This window comes from Streptomyces sp. TG1A-8, assembly GCF_030499535.1.
Taxonomy (GTDB): domain Bacteria; phylum Actinomycetota; class Actinomycetes; order Streptomycetales; family Streptomycetaceae; genus Streptomyces.
Genome location: NZ_JASTLB010000001.1, coordinates 1,714,049 through 1,729,467, shown reverse-complemented (window position 1 = coordinate 1,729,467; position 15,419 = coordinate 1,714,049). Strand labels below are relative to the sequence as shown.

Sequence of the window (15,419 nt, the reverse complement as noted above, 5' to 3'; positions counted from 1 at the left end):
CGGGGCGCCGGACGGAACATCCCCCTTTCTGCACAACCTCCCGCCGGGTCAGGCGGCGAAGGAGATGGTTCACGTGTCCGCTACGCCCGTGCTGGCGTTGCGCGGGGTCTCCAAGCGGTTCGGTGCCGTCCAGGCGCTCACCGACGTAGAGCTTGAGGTCCACGCCGGTGAGGTGGTCGCCCTGGTGGGCGACAACGGCGCCGGAAAGTCCACGCTGGTCAAGACGATCGCCGGCGTGCACCCCATCGATGAGGGCGTCATCGAGTGGGAAGGCAAGGCCGTCCAGGTCAGCAAGCCGCACGACGCCCAGAACCTGGGCATCGCGACGGTCTACCAGGACCTCGCGCTGTGCGACAACATCGACGTCGTCGGCAACCTGTACCTGGGCCGTGAGATCCGCCGGCGCGGCGTGCTGGACGAGGTGGAGATGGAGCGGCGCTCGCGCGAACTCCTGGACCAGCTCTCGATCCGCATTCCGAGCGTCCGCATCCCGATCGCCTCGCTCTCTGGCGGTCAGCGCCAGGTCGTGGCCATCGCCCGGTCCATGCTGGGCGAGCCCAGGCTGGTGATCCTCGACGAGCCCACCGCGGCCCTCGGCGTCGAGCAGACCGCCCAGGTGCTCGACCTGGTCGAGCGGCTGCGGGAGCGCGGTCACGCCGTGATCCTCATCAGCCACAACATGGCCGACGTCAAGGCCGTCGCCGACAAGGTGGCCGTCCTTCGCCTGGGTCGCAACAACGGCGTCTTCGAGGTCAAGTCGACCTCGCAGGAAGAGATCATCTCCGCCATCACCGGCGCCACGGACAACGCCGTGACCCGTCGTGCGGCGCGCACCAATGGGGAGATCAAGAAGTGAGCATCGACAAGACCTCCACGCCCCCCGGGGACCACGTCGTGGAGAACCCCGAGGCGGCGGCCGGCGCGGCCACCGTCGTCGACCCCCGGCTGCTGGTGCGCGAACAGGGCTTCGCGGGCTACGTCACCGAGTTCAAGCGCAAGATGAAGGCCGGTGACCTGGGCTCCCTCCCGGTCGTCGTCGGTCTGGTGGTCATCTGGGTCATCTTCCAGAGCCTGAACTCCAACTTCCTCACCGCGGGCAACCTCTCCGACATCTCCGTCGCCATGGTCGGCACGGGCATGATCGCCGTCGGCATCGTCTTCGTGCTGCTGCTGGGCGAGATCGACCTGTCGGTCGGCTCGGTCTCCGGAGTCGCGGGCGCCACCTTCGCGGTGCTGAACGTCACCCACGGCATGAACGAGGTGCTGGCCTTCGTGCTGGCCATCCTCACCGGCGCGGTGGCCGGGGCCATCCACGGCTTCTTCTTCGCGAAGATCGGTGTGCCGGCGTTCGCCGTCACCCTGGCCGGCCTGCTGTTCTGGAACGGCCTCATGCTCAAGATCCTGGGCGACAACGGCACGATCAACCTGGACAGCGACGGCCTGGTCGCCAAGCTGACCAGCTACTACTTCTCCGACGTGGCCGCCGCCTACGGTCTGGCCGCGGTGGTGACCGTGCTGTACTTCCTCAGCTCCTTCTACGACAACAAGCGCCGCGAGACCGCCGGTGTGCCGTCGAAGCCGCTGAGCGACACCATCCTGCGCACCGTGCTGCTGGCCGTCGTCTCGTTCGCCGCGGCGATCGTCTTCAACCAGTACAAGGGCCTGCCGCTGGCCGTGGTGATCTTCGTCGCGGTCCTGTTCGTGACCGACTTCGTGCTGCGCCGCACCGCCTACGGCCGCAAGGTGTTCGCGCTCGGCGGCAGCGTCGAGGCCTCCCGCCGCGCCGGCATCAACGTGGAGATGGTCCGGATCTCGGTCTTCGCGATCTCCGGCACGTTCGCGGCCGTCGGCGGCCTGTTCATCGCCTCCAAGATCGCCTCCGCCAACCAGGGCGCGGGCGGCGGTGACCTGCTGATGAACGCCATCGCGGCGGCCGTGATCGGCGGCACGTCCCTCTTCGGCGGCCGCGGCCGCACCTGGAACGCGCTGCTCGGCGTGCTCGTGATCGTCTCGATCCAGTACGGCCTCGCCCTGGAGGGCATCGCCTCACCGGTCCAGTACATGATCACCGGTGGCGTCCTGCTGGCGACCGTCGTCATCGACGCGGTGACCCGCAAGACCCAGAAGACGGCGGGACGCGCGTAGCGACCCGTCACCCCGGACGACGCACAGCGCCCGGCACCGCTAAAGGTGCCGGGCGCTGTCGTGTCCCGTCGTGGCGGAACATTAGACTCGACGGGCCCGGCAACAGCTCGAACAGTTCTACTGCAAGGAGGCACGGGTGCCGCTGCTGACCCGCATCAGGGGACCGCGCGATCTGGACCGGCTCAGCCTGGAGCAGCTGGACCAGCTGGCAGGGGAGATCCGGACCTTCCTCGTCGACGCCGTCGCCAAGACCGGCGGCCACCTCGGCCCCAACCTCGGTGTGGTGGAACTGACCATCGCCCTGCACCGCGTCTTCCAGTCACCCAGGGACAAGGTGCTGTGGGACACCGGCCACCAGTCCTACGTGCACAAACTCCTCACCGGCCGGCAGGACTTCTCCCGGCTGAAGATGAAGGGCGGCCTGTCCGGCTACCCCTCGCAGGCCGAGTCCGAGCACGACGTCATCGAGAACAGCCACGCCTCCACCGTGCTGGGCTGGGCCGACGGCATCGCCAAGGCCAACCAGCTCATGAAGCGGGACAGCCGCGTCGTCGCCGTCATCGGTGACGGCGCGCTGACCGGCGGCATGGCCTGGGAGGCGCTGAACAACATCGCGGACGCCAAGGACCGCCCCCTGGTCATCGTCGTCAACGACAACGAGCGGTCGTACGCGCCGACCATCGGCGGCCTCGCCAACCACCTGGCGACCCTGCGCACCACCGACGGCTACGAGCGCTTCCTGGCCCGGACCAGGGAGGTGCTGGAGCGCACCCCGGTCGTCGGCAGGCCGCTGTACGACACCCTCCACGGCGCCAAGAAGGGCCTGAAGGACTTCATCGCCCCGCAGGGCATGTTCGAGGACCTCGGCCTGAAGTACGTCGGCCCGATCGACGGCCACGACATCGAGGCCCTGGAGTCCGCGCTGGCGCGGGCCAAGCGGTTCGGCGGGCCGGTGATCGTGCACTGCCTGACCGAGAAGGGCCGCGGCTACCAGCCCGCCCTCCAGGACGAGGCCGACCGCTTCCACGCCGTCGGCAGGATCCACCCGGACACCGGCCTGCCGATCGCCTCCTCGGGCGCCGACTGGACCTCCGTGTTCGGCGAGGAGATGGTCAGGCTCGGCGAGGAGCGCGAGGACGTCGTCGCCATCACCGCGGCCATGCTGCAGCCGGTGGGCCTCGACAAGTTCGCCAAGCGGTTCCCCGAGCGGGTGTACGACGTCGGCATCGCCGAACAGCACGGCGCCGTGTCGGCCGCCGGCCTGGCGCACGCCGGCGTCCACCCGGTCTTCGCCGTGTACGCCACCTTCCTCAACCGCGCCTTCGACCAGGTCCTCATGGACGTGGCCCTGCACAAGTGCGGGGTGACCTTCGTCCTGGACCGGGCCGGCATCACCGGCACCGACGGCGCCTCCCACAACGGCATGTGGGACATGTCGATCCTGCAGGTCGTCCCCGGCCTGAGGCTGGCCGCCCCGCGCGACGCCGACCAGGTCCGCGCCCAGTTGCGCGAGGCCGTCGCCGTCGAGGACGCGCCCACCGTGGTGCGCTTCTCCAAGGGCGCCGTCGGGCCCGCCGTGCCGGCCGTGGGCCGCGTCGGCGGCATGGACGTGCTGCGCGAGCCGGGCACCGACCGGCCGGACGTCCTGCTCGTCTCCGTGGGCGCCCTCGCGCCGATGTGCCTGGAGGTCGCCGCCCTCCTCGACCGGCAGGGCATCTCCACCACCGTGGTCGACCCCCGCTGGGTCAAGCCCGTCGACGAGGCCATGGCCCCGCTGGCCGAGCGGCACCGGGTCGTCGTCACCGTCGAGGACAACAGCCGCGTCGGCGGTGTCGGCTCCACGATCGCCCAGGCCCTGCGCGACGCCGGCGTCGACGTGCCGCTGCGCGACTTCGGCATCCCGCCGCGCTTCCTCGACCACGCCTCCCGCGCCGAGGTCATGGCCGAGATCGGGCTGACCGCCCCGGACATCGCCCGCCAGGTCACGGGGCTGGTCTCCAAGCTCGACGGCCGGTTCGACCGAACGGGCACCGCGGTGGACTCCGTGGAGCCCGCGCGCGACTGACCGAAGCGCCCTCCCGGGCCGGTCCCGCCCCGCCCAGCGGTGGCGGAACCGGCCCGTTTGCGTGAACCTGCCTGTGCCGGGGCATACGCGGTCCCGGTCCTCTCGATCATGTCGAGGCCGGCAAGCGTGGGAGGTAGGCACGTGAGCACGCTCTTCAGGACGAAGAACGTCGAGCAGTCCATCCGGGACACCGAGGAGCCCGAGCACTCGCTCAGGAAGTCCCTGTCCGCACTGGACCTGACCGTCTTCGGCGTCGGTGTCATCATCGGCACCGGCATCTTCGTCCTCACCGGACAGGTGGCCAAGAACAACGCCGGCCCGGCGGTGTCCCTGGCGTTCGTGGTGGCCGGCGTGGTCTGCGCGCTGGCCGCCCTCTGCTACGCCGAGTTCGCCTCCACGGTCCCCGTGGCGGGCTCCGCCTACACCTTCTCCTACGCCTCCCTGGGCGAACTGCCCGCCTGGATCATCGGCTGGGACCTGGTCCTGGAGTTCGCGCTGGGCACGGCGGTGGTGGCGGTCGGCTGGTCCGGCTACATCCGCTCCCTGCTGGACAACGCCGGCTGGCACCTGCCGGGCTACCTGGCCGGCCGCGACGGCGCCCACGGCTTCGGCTTCGACGTCCTCGCCGCCGCCCTGATCCTGGTGCTCACCGCCGTCCTCGTCGTCGGCATGAAGCTGTCCGCCCGGATCACCTCGCTCGTCGTCGCCGTCAAGGTGGCCGTCGTCCTCATCGTGATCATCGCCGGCGCCTTCTTCGTCAAGGGCGACAACTACCGGCCGTTCGTCCCCGGGGCCCAGTCGGTCGAGGCGGCCGGCAACCTCAAGGCGCCGCTGATCCAGCTGATGTTCGGCTGGGCGCCGTCCAACTTCGGCGTGATGGGCGTCTTCACCGCCGCCTCGGTGGTGTTCTTCGCGTTCATCGGCTTCGACATCGTCGCCACCGCCGCCGAGGAGACCCGCAACCCGCAGCGGGACATGCCGCGCGGCATCCTCGGCTCGCTGCTGATCTGCACCGTGCTGTACGTCGCGGTCTCCACCGTCGTCACCGGGATGCAGAAGTACAGCAAGCTGTCGGTGCAGGCCCCGCTCGCCGACGCGTTCAAGTCCATCGGGCACCCCTGGTTCGCGGGCGTGATCAGCTTCGGCGCCGCCGTCGGCCTGACCACCGTGTGCATGATCCTGCTGCTCGGCCAGACCCGGGTGTTCTTCGCGATGAGCCGCGACGGGCTGCTGCCGCGCTTCTTCTCCCGGGTCCACCCGCGCTTCGGGACCCCGCACCGGCCGACCATCCTGCTGGGTGTGGTCATCGCGGTCGTCGCGGGCTTCACCAGCCTGAGCGAGCTGGCCGAACTGGTCAACATCGGCACGCTGTTCGCGTTCGTCGTCGTCGCCGTCAGCGTGATCCTCCTGCGCCGGGCGCGCCCCGACCTGCCCCGCGCCTTCCGCACCCCGCTGGTCCCCGTCCTGCCGATCGTGTCGGTGTGCGCCTCGCTGTGGCTGATGCTCAACCTGCCCGCCGAGACCTGGCTGCGGTTCGCCGGCTGGATGCTGCTCGGCTTCGTGGTGTACTTCGCCTACGGCCGCACGCACAGCCGCCTGGCCCGGCGCCCGGACCCCGCGGCGGGCGGGGCCCCGAAGTCCCCGTCCGGAAGGACGCCGTAGCCCCCCGCCGGCCCCCGCGCGTTGCCGGCGGCCGGGAGGCCGGCTCAGCCGAGGACCGCGCGCGGCCCGGTCACCCCCGCGCCCAACTCACCCACCCTGCGCCGCAGTTCCCGATCGGCCGTGACCACCAGCCGGGGTCGGCCCGGCTGTTCGGCGGCCAGTTCCACGATCCGGTCGTCCCCGCTGCCGGGCGCCGCCTCCACCCGTACCCCCGGCACGGACTCCACCCCGCGGGCCGCGCCCTCGACGACCAGCACGATCTCCACCGCAGCCGGACGGCCGGGCAGCCCCTGGCGGGCCAGCCGGTCCCGCAGCCGCTCGGCGGCGCCCCGGCGGTCCCGCCACCAGCCGTCGGGCCGGGAACCGACGACGTTCGCGCCGTCCACGATCACGAGCAGCGGGCCGTCCGGGCCGCGGGTTCCGAGCGAGTCCTCCATGGGCCAAGGGTCCCACGGCGCCCGGGCGGGGCGGACCCCCGGACGCCTCCCGGGGCGGCTTACAGTAAACCGGTGAACGGCGACTGGCTCCTTCGCGGCCGCGACGGCCGGCTCAGTGTCCACCAGCTCTCGGGCGACGCCGTCCTGTGCCGTGCGGAGCGCGGTCCCGGCGGCCCCTGGTCCGCCCCGCGCAGGGTGGGCGGCGACCAGAGGCTGCACCCCGTGCTCGCCGTCGGCCAGGGCGCCGACGGCTACGCCCACCTCGTCTCCTGGCGGCCCACGGTCAAGGGCGAGTCGGGCCTGGTGCACTCCACCCACTTCCGCGCGCACCTCGCCGCCCTGGACTGGACCCCGGTCGGGCACCCGGACAAGAAGGGCGGGCGCACCGGCACCCCCGCCGTCGCCGTCGACGCGCAGGGCCGCGCCCACGTCTTCGTGCGCAACGCGGGCGGCGGCGTGAGCCTGCTGGCCCAGAAGGAGAAGGGCGGCTGGCAGGCCTGGCAGGACCTCAAGGGCGGCGGGGTCCACGACGGGCTGGCGGCGCTGACGGGGGAGTCCGGCCGGGTCGAGCTGTACGCGGCCGTCCCCGGTGCCCTCCTGCACTGGTGCCAGGAGGAGCCGGGCGGCCGGCCGGTCCTGCAGGAGGCGGTGGAGACCCCGGTCCGCCCCGGCAGCCTGTACGCCCTGGCCACCTCCCCGGAGCGCACGACCCTCTTCTACACCGACGACGCGGGTGCCCTGTGCGCATGGCGCCCCGGCGCCGAGCCGGTCGGCCTGCTGCCCGCGGCGGGCCCCGGACCGGTCTCGGCGGTCCGCTGCGACCTCGACGGCCACGACTGCACCCTGCTGGCCCAGCGTGCGGCGAGCGGCCGGGTGGCCTTCGCCGCGTACCCCACGGAGCGGGAGTCCGCGGGCGCGTGGTGGACGGAGTCGGGTCCCCGGCTGCCGCCGGACGCGCTGGTGTCGCTCGCGACCGACGAGGACGGCCGGGTGGTGGCGGCGACGTCGTCCCCGTCGGCCGGGCGGCTCCTGCTGACCCGGCGCAAGGACGAGCCGGGGCTCGCGCTGGAGGCGTGGCGGGAGGTCTGAACGCGCGGAGGGCCCCCGCCGGAGCGGGGGCCCTCCCGGCACGCGCTACCGGGTCACGCCGGGACGCTCGCCACGCCCGGGGCCAGGAACGGCTTGCCGTTCACCCGCTCCGAGACGCCCTCGCGGTCCAGGTACGGCGTGATGCCGCCCAGGTGGAAGGGCCAGCCGGCACCGGTGATGAGGCACAGGTCGATGTCCTGCGCCTCGGCGACGACGCCCTCGTCGAGCATCAGGCCGATCTCCTGCGCCACCGCGTCCAGGACGCGGGCGCGCACCTGCTCCTCCGTCAGGACCGTGTCGCCCTGCTTGAGCAGCGCGGCGACCTCCGGGTCCAGTTCGGGCCTGCCGCTGTCGTACACGTAGAAGCCGCGCTTGCCGGCCTCGACGACCGCCTTCAGGTTCGGGGAGACGGCGAAGCGGTCCGGGAAGGCCCGGTGGAGGGTCTCCGAGACGTGCAGGCCGATGGCCGGGCCGACCAGCTCCAGCAGCACCAGCGGGGACATCGGCAGGCCCAGCGGCTCCACCGCCGTCTCCGCGACCTTGACCGGGGTGCCCTCGTCGATGACGTTCTGGATCTCGCCCATGAAGCGGGTCAGGATGCGGTTCACGACGAACGCCGGGGCGTCCTTGACCAGGACCGCGGTCTTCTTCAGCTTCTTGGCCACCGCGAACGCGGTCGCGAGCGAGGCGTCGTCCGTCCGCTCACCGCGGACGATCTCCAGCAGGGGCAGCACGGCGACCGGGTTGAAGAAGTGGAAGCCGACGACCCGCTCGGGGTGCCGCAGCCCGGAGGCCATCTCGGTCACCGACAGGGACGAGGTGTTCGTGGCGAGGATCGCGTGCGCCGGGGCGACCGCCTCGACCTCCGCGAACACCTGCTGCTTGACACCGATCTCCTCGAAGACCGCTTCGATGACGAAGTCGGCGTCGGAGAAGCCCTCGGCCTTGTCCAGGACGCCGGTGACCAGCGCCTTGAGGCGGTTGGCCTTGTCCTGGTTGATCCGGCCCTTGCCGAGCAGCTTGTCGATCTCGGCGTGGACGTAGCCCACGCCCTTGTCGACGCGCTCCTGGTCGATGTCCGTCAGTACGACGGGCACCTCCAGGCGGCGCAGGAACAGCAGCGCGAGCTGCGAGGCCATCAGGCCCGCGCCCACCACGCCGACCTTGGTCACCGGACGCGCCAGGTTCTTGTCCGGGGCGCCCGCGGGACGCTTGCCGCGCTTCTGCACCAGGTTGAACGCGTAGATGCCGGCGCGCAGTTCACCGCCCATGATGAGGTCGGCGAGCGCCTGGTCCTCGGCGTCGTAGCCCTGCTGCAGGTCGCCGTTCCTGGCGGCGGCGATGATGTCGAGGGCGCGGTAGGCGGCCGGGGCCGCGCCGTGCACCTTGGAGTCCGCGACGAAGCGGCCCTTGGCGACGGCCTGGTCCCAGGCCTCGCCGCGGTCGATCACCGGACGCTCGACCTCGATGTCGCCCTTGAGTACCTGGGCGGTCCAGATCAGCGACTGCTCCAGGAAGTCGGCGCCCTCGAACAGGGCGTCGGCGATGCCCAGGTCGAAGACCTGCTGCCCCTTCAGCTGCCGGTTCTGGTTCAGGGCGTTCTCGATGACCACCTGGACGGCCTTGTCGGCGCCGATCAGGTTCGGCAGCAGCGTGCAGCCGCCCCAGCCCGGGACCAGGCCCAGGAAGACCTCGGGCAGGGAGAACGCCGGGATCGCCTTGGAGACGGTCCGGTACGAGCAGTGCAGGCCGACCTCGACGCCGCCGCCCATCGCCGCGCCGTTGTAGTAGGCGAAGGTCGGCACGGCCAGCTTCGACAGCCGCTTGAAGACCTCGTGGCCGCCCCTGCCGATGGCCAGCGCGTCGTCGCGGTCCTTCAGCAGCTCGACGCCCTTGAGGTCGGCGCCGACCGCGAAGATGAACGGCTTGCCGGTGATGCCGACGCCGGCGATCGCGCCGTCCGCGGCCTCCTTCTCGACCTGGTCGACCGCCGCGTCCAGGTTCGCCAGCGAGGCCGGGCCGAAGGTGGTCGGCTTGGTGTGGTCCAGGCCGTTGTCCAGCGTGATGAGCGCGAACCGCCCGGCGCCGAGCGGCAGGTCGAAGTGGCGTACGTGCGCCTGCGTGACGACCTCGTCCGGGAACAGCTCGGCCGCGCCCTTCAGGAGTTCAGCGGTGGTGCTCACTTGTCGCCTCCGTCGAAGTGCGGGTTCTCCCAGATGACCGTCGCGCCCATGCCGAAGCCGACGCACATGGTGGTCACGCCGTAGCGGACGTGCGGCTGCTCCTCGAACTGGCGGGCCAGCTGCGTCATCAGACGCACGCCGGAGGAGGCCAGCGGGTGGCCGAAGGCGATCGCGCCGCCGTACTGGTTGACGCGCTCGTCGTCGTCCGCGATGCCGTAGTGCTCCAGGAAGGCCAGGACCTGGACGGCGAAGGCCTCGTTGATCTCGAACAGGCCGATGTCGGAGATCGACAGGCCCGCCTTGGCGAGGGCCTTCTCGGTCGCCGGGATCGGGCCGTAGCCCATGACCTCGGGCTCGACGCCCGCGAAGGCGTAGGAGACGAGGCGCATCTTGACCGGCAGGCCGTTCTCGCGGGCGAAGTCCTCGCTCGCGATGACCGACGCGGTGGCGCCGTCGTTCAGGCCGGCCGCGTTGCCGGCGGTGACCCGGCCGTGGACGCGGAACGGCGTCTTGAGGCCCGCCAGGTTCTCCAGGGTCGTGCCCGGGCGCATCGGCTCGTCGGCGGTGACCAGACCCCAGCCGGTCTCGCCGCCCTCGGGGCTGGTCCGGCGCACCGAGATCGGCACCAGGTCGGCCTGGATCCTGCCGTTGGCGTACGCCTTGGCGGCCTTCTCCTGCGAGCGGACCGCGTACTCGTCGGCGCGCAGCTTGGTGATCGACGGGTAGCGATCGTGCAGGTTCTCCGCCGTCATGCCCATGAACAGGGCGGACTCGTCGACCAGCTTCTCGGAGACGAAGCGCGGGTTGGGGTCCACGCCCTCGCCCATGGGGTGGCGGCCCATGTGCTCCACGCCGCCGGCGATGACGGCGTCGTAGGCGCCGAAGGCGATCGAACCGGCGGTGGTCGTCACGGCGGTCAGCGCGCCGGCGCACATGCGGTCGATCGAGTAGCCGGGGACGGACTGCGGCAGGCCCGCGAGGATGCCGGCGGTGCGGCCGAGGGTCAGGCCCTGGTCGCCGATCTGGGTGGTCGCGGCGATGGCGACCTCGTCGATCCGCTTCGGGTCCAGACCGGGGTTGCGGCGCAGCAGCTCCCGGATCGCCTTCACGACGAGGTCGTCGGCACGGGTCTCGTGGTAGATGCCCTTCGGGCCCGCCTTGCCGAACGGGGTGCGGACGCCGTCTACGAAGACGACGTCCCTGACGGTACGAGGCACGATGGCTCTCCTCCAGGGTGCGGGGTGGCACTGCTGCGTTGCGCTGAGCGCGCGCTCAGGAACCATGCTACTTATGAGTAACGTAGCTGCCCAGTCCTGACGGTCCGAGCGGCGAAGGTCACACCGGCGGGTCCGCCGGCCGCCCGGCGGCACGGGGAGCGCGGGGACTCCGCCCGCCCCGCCCGGATCTTGGCGTGATCTCGACGCCCCGGTCCGTCCGCCGCGGGCCCGCGGACCACGCGCACCGTCCCGCGACCGGCGCCGGTGGCCGGTCGTGACGGCGGTTACGCGGCCGTGCCGGACAGCGCCGCGACCAGCACGGGCGTGACCAGCTCCACCTGCCACGGCCGGGCGCCGTACCCGGTGAGCGCGGCCCCGACGGACTCGGCGCCGACGGCCTGGGGCGGCTCCCAGCAGATGCGCCGCACGGTGTCCGGGGACACCAGGTTCTCCTGGGGCATGGCGAGCCGCTCGGCCAGCGCCGAGACCCCGGCCCGGGCCGCGGACAGCCGGGCCGCCGCGGCGGGGTCCTTGTCGGCCCAGGCCCGGGGCGGCGGCGGTCCGGCCACCTGCTGCCCGGGCTGCGGCAGGGCCGTCTCGGGCAGGGCCCTGGCCCGGTCCACCGCCGCCTGCCACTGCTCCAGCTGCCGCCGGCCCACCCGGTGCCCGAACCCGTTGAGCGCGGCCAGCGCGTGCACGTCGGGGGGCAGGGCGAGCGCGGCCTCCACGATCGCCGCGTCGGACAGCACCTTGCCCGGCGAGACGTCCCTGCGCTGGGCGATCCGGTCCCGGGTCTGCCACAGCTCCCGCACGACGGCGAGCTGCCTGCGCCGCCGCACCTTGTGCATCCCGGACGTGCGGCGCCAGGGGTCCTTCCTCGGCTCGGCGGGCGGTGCGGCGGCGATCGCGTCGAACTCCTGCCGGGCCCACTCCAGCTTGCCCTGCCGCTCCAACTCCTTCTCCAGGGCGTCCCGCAGGTCGACGAGGAGTTCCACGTCCAGCGCCGCGTAGCGCAGCCACGGCTCGGGCAGCGGGCGGGTGGACCAGTCGACGGCGCTGTGGCCCTTCTCCAGGACGAAGCCGAGGACGCCCTCGACCATGGCGCCGAGGCCGACCCGGGGGAACCCGGCGAGCCGGCCGGCCAGCTCGGTGTCGAAGAGCCGCGTGGGCACCATGCCTATCTCCCGCAGGCAGGGCAGGTCCTGGGTGGCGGCGTGCAGCACCCACTCGGCGCCGGACAGGGCCTCGCCGAGGCCGGACAGGTCCGGGCAGGCCACCGGGTCGATCAGTGCGGTGCCGGCGCCCTCGCGGCGCAGCTGGACCAGGTAGGCGCGCTGGCCGTAGCGGTAGCCGGAGGCCCGCTCGGCGTCGACGGCCACGGGGCCGGAGCCGGCGGCGAAGGCGGCGGTCACCCCGGCGAGGGCGGCGGCGTCGGCGATCACCGGCGGGATGCCCTCGCGGGGTTCGAGCAGCGGGGTCGGCGCCTTCGCCGCAGCGGCTCCGGCGTCGTCGGGAGGCGTGCCTCCGGCGGTGCGCACGGGACTGTCTGCTGCGGTCTCTTGGGCGTCGGTCACCTGTCAAGGGTATCCGTGCGGCGACGGCGCCCGTCGACGGAACGTTCCGCCGACGGGCGCCAGGGGGTCGTAAACCAGTCAGGTAAGTGAAATGTCCGGTTCGCAAGAGTGAATCGCCGGTGCGTCCGGGTGGATCAGTGGATGATCCCCGTGCGCAGGGCCACCGCCACCATGCCGGCCCGGTCGCCCGTGCCGAGTTTGCGGGCGATGCGGGCCAGGTGGCTCTTCACGGTCAGCGCGGACAGGCCCATCGAGACGCCGATCGCCTTGTTCGACTGTCCTTCCGCGACCAGCCGCAACACCTCGACCTCGCGTCCGGACAGTTCGCGGTAGCCGCCCGGGTGGCTCGGGGCACCCGGGGGGCGGCGGTGCATGCGGGCGGCGGCACCGAGGGGGCCGGCGCCCGGCCGGGCGGGGAGCCCGAGGTTCGTGCGGGTGCCGGTGACGACGTAGCCCTTGACGCCTCCGGCGAGGGCGTTGCGGACGGCGCCGATGTCGTCGGCGGCGGACAGGGCCAGCCCGTTGGGCCAGCCGGCGGCGCGGGTTTCGGACAACAGGGTCAGGCCGGAGCCGTCGGGCAGGTGGACGTCGGCGACGCAGATGTCGCGGGGGTTGCCGATGCGGGGACGAGCCTCCGCGACGGACGAGGCCTCGATGACGTCGCGCACACCGAGCGCCCACAGGTGGCGGGTGACGGTGGAGCGGACGCGCGGGTCGGCCACGACCACCATGGCGGTCGGCTTGTTCGGGCGGTAGGCGACCAGGCTTGCGGGCTGCTCGAGGAGAACGGACACCAGGCCTCCTGGGTGGGGGACGGGGCCGGCTTTGGGGATGAAGCCGGGACGAACCGTGCTTTCAAGGTCACAGTCGTCTTCGGCAGCAAACCCGTCCGCCTTTAGAGAACGATCACGATCTGGTGAGAAACAATCCGTACAATTCGGACACGCGATCGATCATCCGAAGATCAAGTCGGTTCGGGCCGGTGCGACTTGAGTGCGGAAAGTGGCCGTATCGACAAAGAGATGGTCAATACGCCACCCGTGGGAGGTGGACGGGGACGACCGGTGACGGTCACGGGATCACGGGGGTGCGCGGGCCGCGGCGGGCCCGGGCGCCACGGGGGCCGCGCGGGCCCGCCGGACCGGCCCGGCGGCCCGGTCCGGGGTGCGGCGGGGCGGGGGCTCAGCGGGACTGCGGGTCCCTGCGCTGCGGCAGGGTCACCACCGAGGCGTCACCCGGACCGGCCGGCGGCAGTCCGCCGACCTGGGCCAGCAGATCGCACCAGGAGGCGAGGTGAGCGGCGGTGTCCGGCACGCCGCCCAGCCCCTCGCGCGGCGTCCAGGAGGCGCGGATCTCGATCTGCGAGGCCGGAGGGCGCTCGGACAGCCCGCCGAAGTAGTGCGAGCCGGCGCGCGTGACCGTGCCGCTCGGTTCGCCGTACGTCAGCCCGCGCGACTGCAGCGCCCCGGTCAGCCACGACCAGCACACCTCCGGCAGCAGCGGATCGGCCGCCATCTCCGGCTCCAGCTCCGCGCGCACCAGTGTCACCAGCCGGAACGTGCCCCGCCAGGCGTCGTGCCCGGCCGGGTTGTGCAGCAGCACCAGCCGCCCGTCGGCGAGGTCCTGCCCGCCGTCGGCCACCACGGCCTCCAGCGCGTACGCGAACGGGGCGAGGCGCTGCGGGGCGGGCGTCGGCTCCACCTCGACCTGCGGCCGCAGCCGGGCGCCGCACAGGGCTTCCACCGCGGCCCGGAAGGCCGGCGGCGCACTGCCCGCGTGCGCGTCCGCCTCCCCGCCGTCCTTCGCGTCGCCCGCTCCGTCAGCGCTGTCCGACATTCGTCCGTGAGCCGCAGCCATGCGGGAAGGGTAAGGGGAAGCGGCGCCCGGTGCCGGTCTAGACACCCCGCGCCCGGCGGTTGGGCCCGGCCGGGGCGGAAGGCGGGCACCGCGCACCGTGCGAGACTTGCCCCCGTGAGTGCCAACGCGACCCCCACGGGCCAGCAGCAGACAGCGACGTACGACAGCGCCTTCCTCAAGGCGTGCAGGCGCGAGCCCGTGCCGCACACCCCCGTGTGGTTCATGCGCCAGGCCGGCCGTTCCCTGCCCGAGTACCGCAAGGTGCGCGAGGGCGTCCCGATGCTCGAGTCCTGCATGCGGCCCGAACTGGTCACCGAGATCACGCTGCAGCCGGTGCGCCGGCACGGCGTGGACGCGGCGATCTACTTCAGCGACATCGTCGTCCCGCTCAAGGCCATCGGCCTGGACCTCGACATCAAACCCGGCGTCGGCCCCGTGGTCGAGCAGCCCGTCCGCACCCGCGCCGACCTCGCCCGGCTGCGCGACCTCACCCCCGAGGACGTCTCCTACGTCACCGAGGCGATCGGCCTGCTCATCCGCGAGCTGGGCGGCACCCCGCTGATCGGCTTCGCGGGCGCGCCCTTCACCCTGGCGAGCTACCTGGTCGAGGGCGGCCCCTCCCGCACGTACGAGAACGCCAAGGCGATGATGTACGGCGACCCCGCCCTGTGGGCCGACCTGCTGGACCGCCTCGCCGACATCACGGCCGCCTTCCTGAAGGTGCAGATCGAGGCGGGCGCCTCGGCCGTCCAGCTCTTCGACTCCTGGGCCGGCGCGCTGTCCCCGGCCGACTACCGCCGCTCGGTCATGCCCGCCTCGTCGAAGGTCTTCCGGGCCGTCGCGGACTACGGCGTCCCGCGCATCCACTTCGGGGTCGGCACCGGCGAACTGCTGCCGCTCATGGGCGAGGCCGGCGCGGACGTCGTCGGCGTCGACTGGCGCGTCCCGCTGGACGAGGCCCAGCGCCGCGTCGGGCCCGGCAAGGCGCTCCAGGGCAACCTCGACCCGACGGTCCTGTTCACCGGCAGGGAGACCGTCGAGGCCCGGGCCGGCGAGGTGCTGGACGCGGCCGCGGGCCTGGAGGGCCACGTCTTCAACCTCGGCCACGGCGTCCCGCCGAACACCGACCCGGACGCGCTGACCCGGCTCGTGGAGTACGTGCACACGCGCACCGCCCGCTGAGCGGACCC

12 protein-coding genes are annotated in these 15,419 nt (G+C 72.6%); 6 read left to right on the top strand and 6 right to left on the bottom strand.

The features are described 5' to 3' along the window. Positions 1–64 precede the first annotated feature (64 nt). The 4 genes from QQY24_RS07090 (at position 65) to QQY24_RS07075 (ending at position 5,872) form a co-directional block, all read left to right on the top strand. Positions 65–856 carry an ATP-binding cassette domain-containing protein gene (locus QQY24_RS07090; RefSeq protein ID WP_301971824.1) on the top strand — a complete coding sequence of 264 codons (792 nt, stop codon included), beginning with the start codon at positions 65–67 and terminating at the stop codon, positions 854–856. Then, positions 853–2,145, top strand: a complete 1,293-nt coding sequence (locus tag QQY24_RS07085; protein ID WP_301971823.1) for a sugar ABC transporter permease — start codon at positions 853–855, stop codon at positions 2,143–2,145. Before QQY24_RS07090 ends, QQY24_RS07085 begins: the two co-directional genes overlap by 4 nt. A 136-nt stretch (positions 2,146–2,281) precedes the next feature. After that, positions 2,282–4,210, top strand: coding sequence for a 1-deoxy-D-xylulose-5-phosphate synthase (dxs, locus tag QQY24_RS07080; protein WP_301971822.1), 1,929 nt, complete (start codon positions 2,282–2,284; stop codon positions 4,208–4,210). A gap of 141 nt (positions 4,211–4,351) precedes the next feature. Beyond that, positions 4,352–5,872: an amino acid permease gene (locus tag QQY24_RS07075; RefSeq protein ID WP_301971821.1), complete on the top strand. Its 1,521-nt coding sequence runs from the start codon at positions 4,352–4,354 to the stop codon at positions 5,870–5,872. A 44-nt stretch (positions 5,873–5,916) separates the two neighbouring features. Here QQY24_RS07075 and QQY24_RS07070 read toward each other — a convergent pair whose 3' ends face one another. Then, on the bottom strand, positions 5,917–6,309 hold the full coding sequence (locus QQY24_RS07070; protein WP_301971820.1) for an NTP pyrophosphohydrolase: 393 nt from the start codon (positions 6,307–6,309) through the stop codon (positions 5,917–5,919). A 72-nt stretch (positions 6,310–6,381) separates the two neighbouring features. Here QQY24_RS07070 and QQY24_RS07065 point away from each other — a divergent pair, with 72 nt between their 5' ends. Next, positions 6,382–7,398 (top strand): hypothetical protein, encoded by a 1,017-nt coding sequence (locus tag QQY24_RS07065; RefSeq protein ID WP_301971819.1) that lies wholly within the window; start codon positions 6,382–6,384, stop codon positions 7,396–7,398. 53 nt (positions 7,399–7,451) lie between these two features. Here QQY24_RS07065 and QQY24_RS07060 read toward each other — a convergent pair whose 3' ends face one another. From QQY24_RS07060 to QQY24_RS07040, 5 genes are all read right to left on the bottom strand, one after another. Continuing rightward, the gene (locus QQY24_RS07060; protein WP_301971818.1) at positions 7,452–9,581 is read right to left on the bottom strand and encodes a 3-hydroxyacyl-CoA dehydrogenase NAD-binding domain-containing protein; all 2,130 of its coding nucleotides are present in this window, start codon (positions 9,579–9,581) and stop codon (positions 7,452–7,454) included. Next, positions 9,578–10,798: an acetyl-CoA C-acyltransferase gene (locus QQY24_RS07055; protein WP_301971817.1), complete on the bottom strand. Its 1,221-nt coding sequence runs from the start codon at positions 10,796–10,798 to the stop codon at positions 9,578–9,580. Before QQY24_RS07055 ends, QQY24_RS07060 begins: the two co-directional genes overlap by 4 nt. Positions 10,799–11,082: 284 nt before the next feature. After that, positions 11,083–12,372 carry a ribonuclease D gene (locus tag QQY24_RS07050; protein WP_301971816.1) on the bottom strand — a complete coding sequence of 430 codons (1,290 nt, stop codon included), beginning with the start codon at positions 12,370–12,372 and terminating at the stop codon, positions 11,083–11,085. 134 nt (positions 12,373–12,506) lie between these two features. Then, positions 12,507–13,166, bottom strand: coding sequence for a response regulator transcription factor (locus tag QQY24_RS07045; RefSeq protein ID WP_301971815.1), 660 nt, complete (start codon positions 13,164–13,166; stop codon positions 12,507–12,509). Between the two features lie 388 nt (positions 13,167–13,554). Beyond that, entirely contained in the window at positions 13,555–14,229 is a 675-nt protein-coding gene (locus QQY24_RS07040; RefSeq protein ID WP_301971814.1) for a DUF3000 domain-containing protein, read from the bottom strand. A gap of 114 nt (positions 14,230–14,343) precedes the next feature. Here QQY24_RS07040 and hemE point away from each other — a divergent pair, with 114 nt between their 5' ends. Continuing rightward, positions 14,344–15,411: a uroporphyrinogen decarboxylase gene (hemE, locus tag QQY24_RS07035; protein WP_301971813.1), complete on the top strand. Its 1,068-nt coding sequence runs from the start codon at positions 14,344–14,346 to the stop codon at positions 15,409–15,411. Positions 15,412–15,419 lie beyond the last annotated feature (8 nt).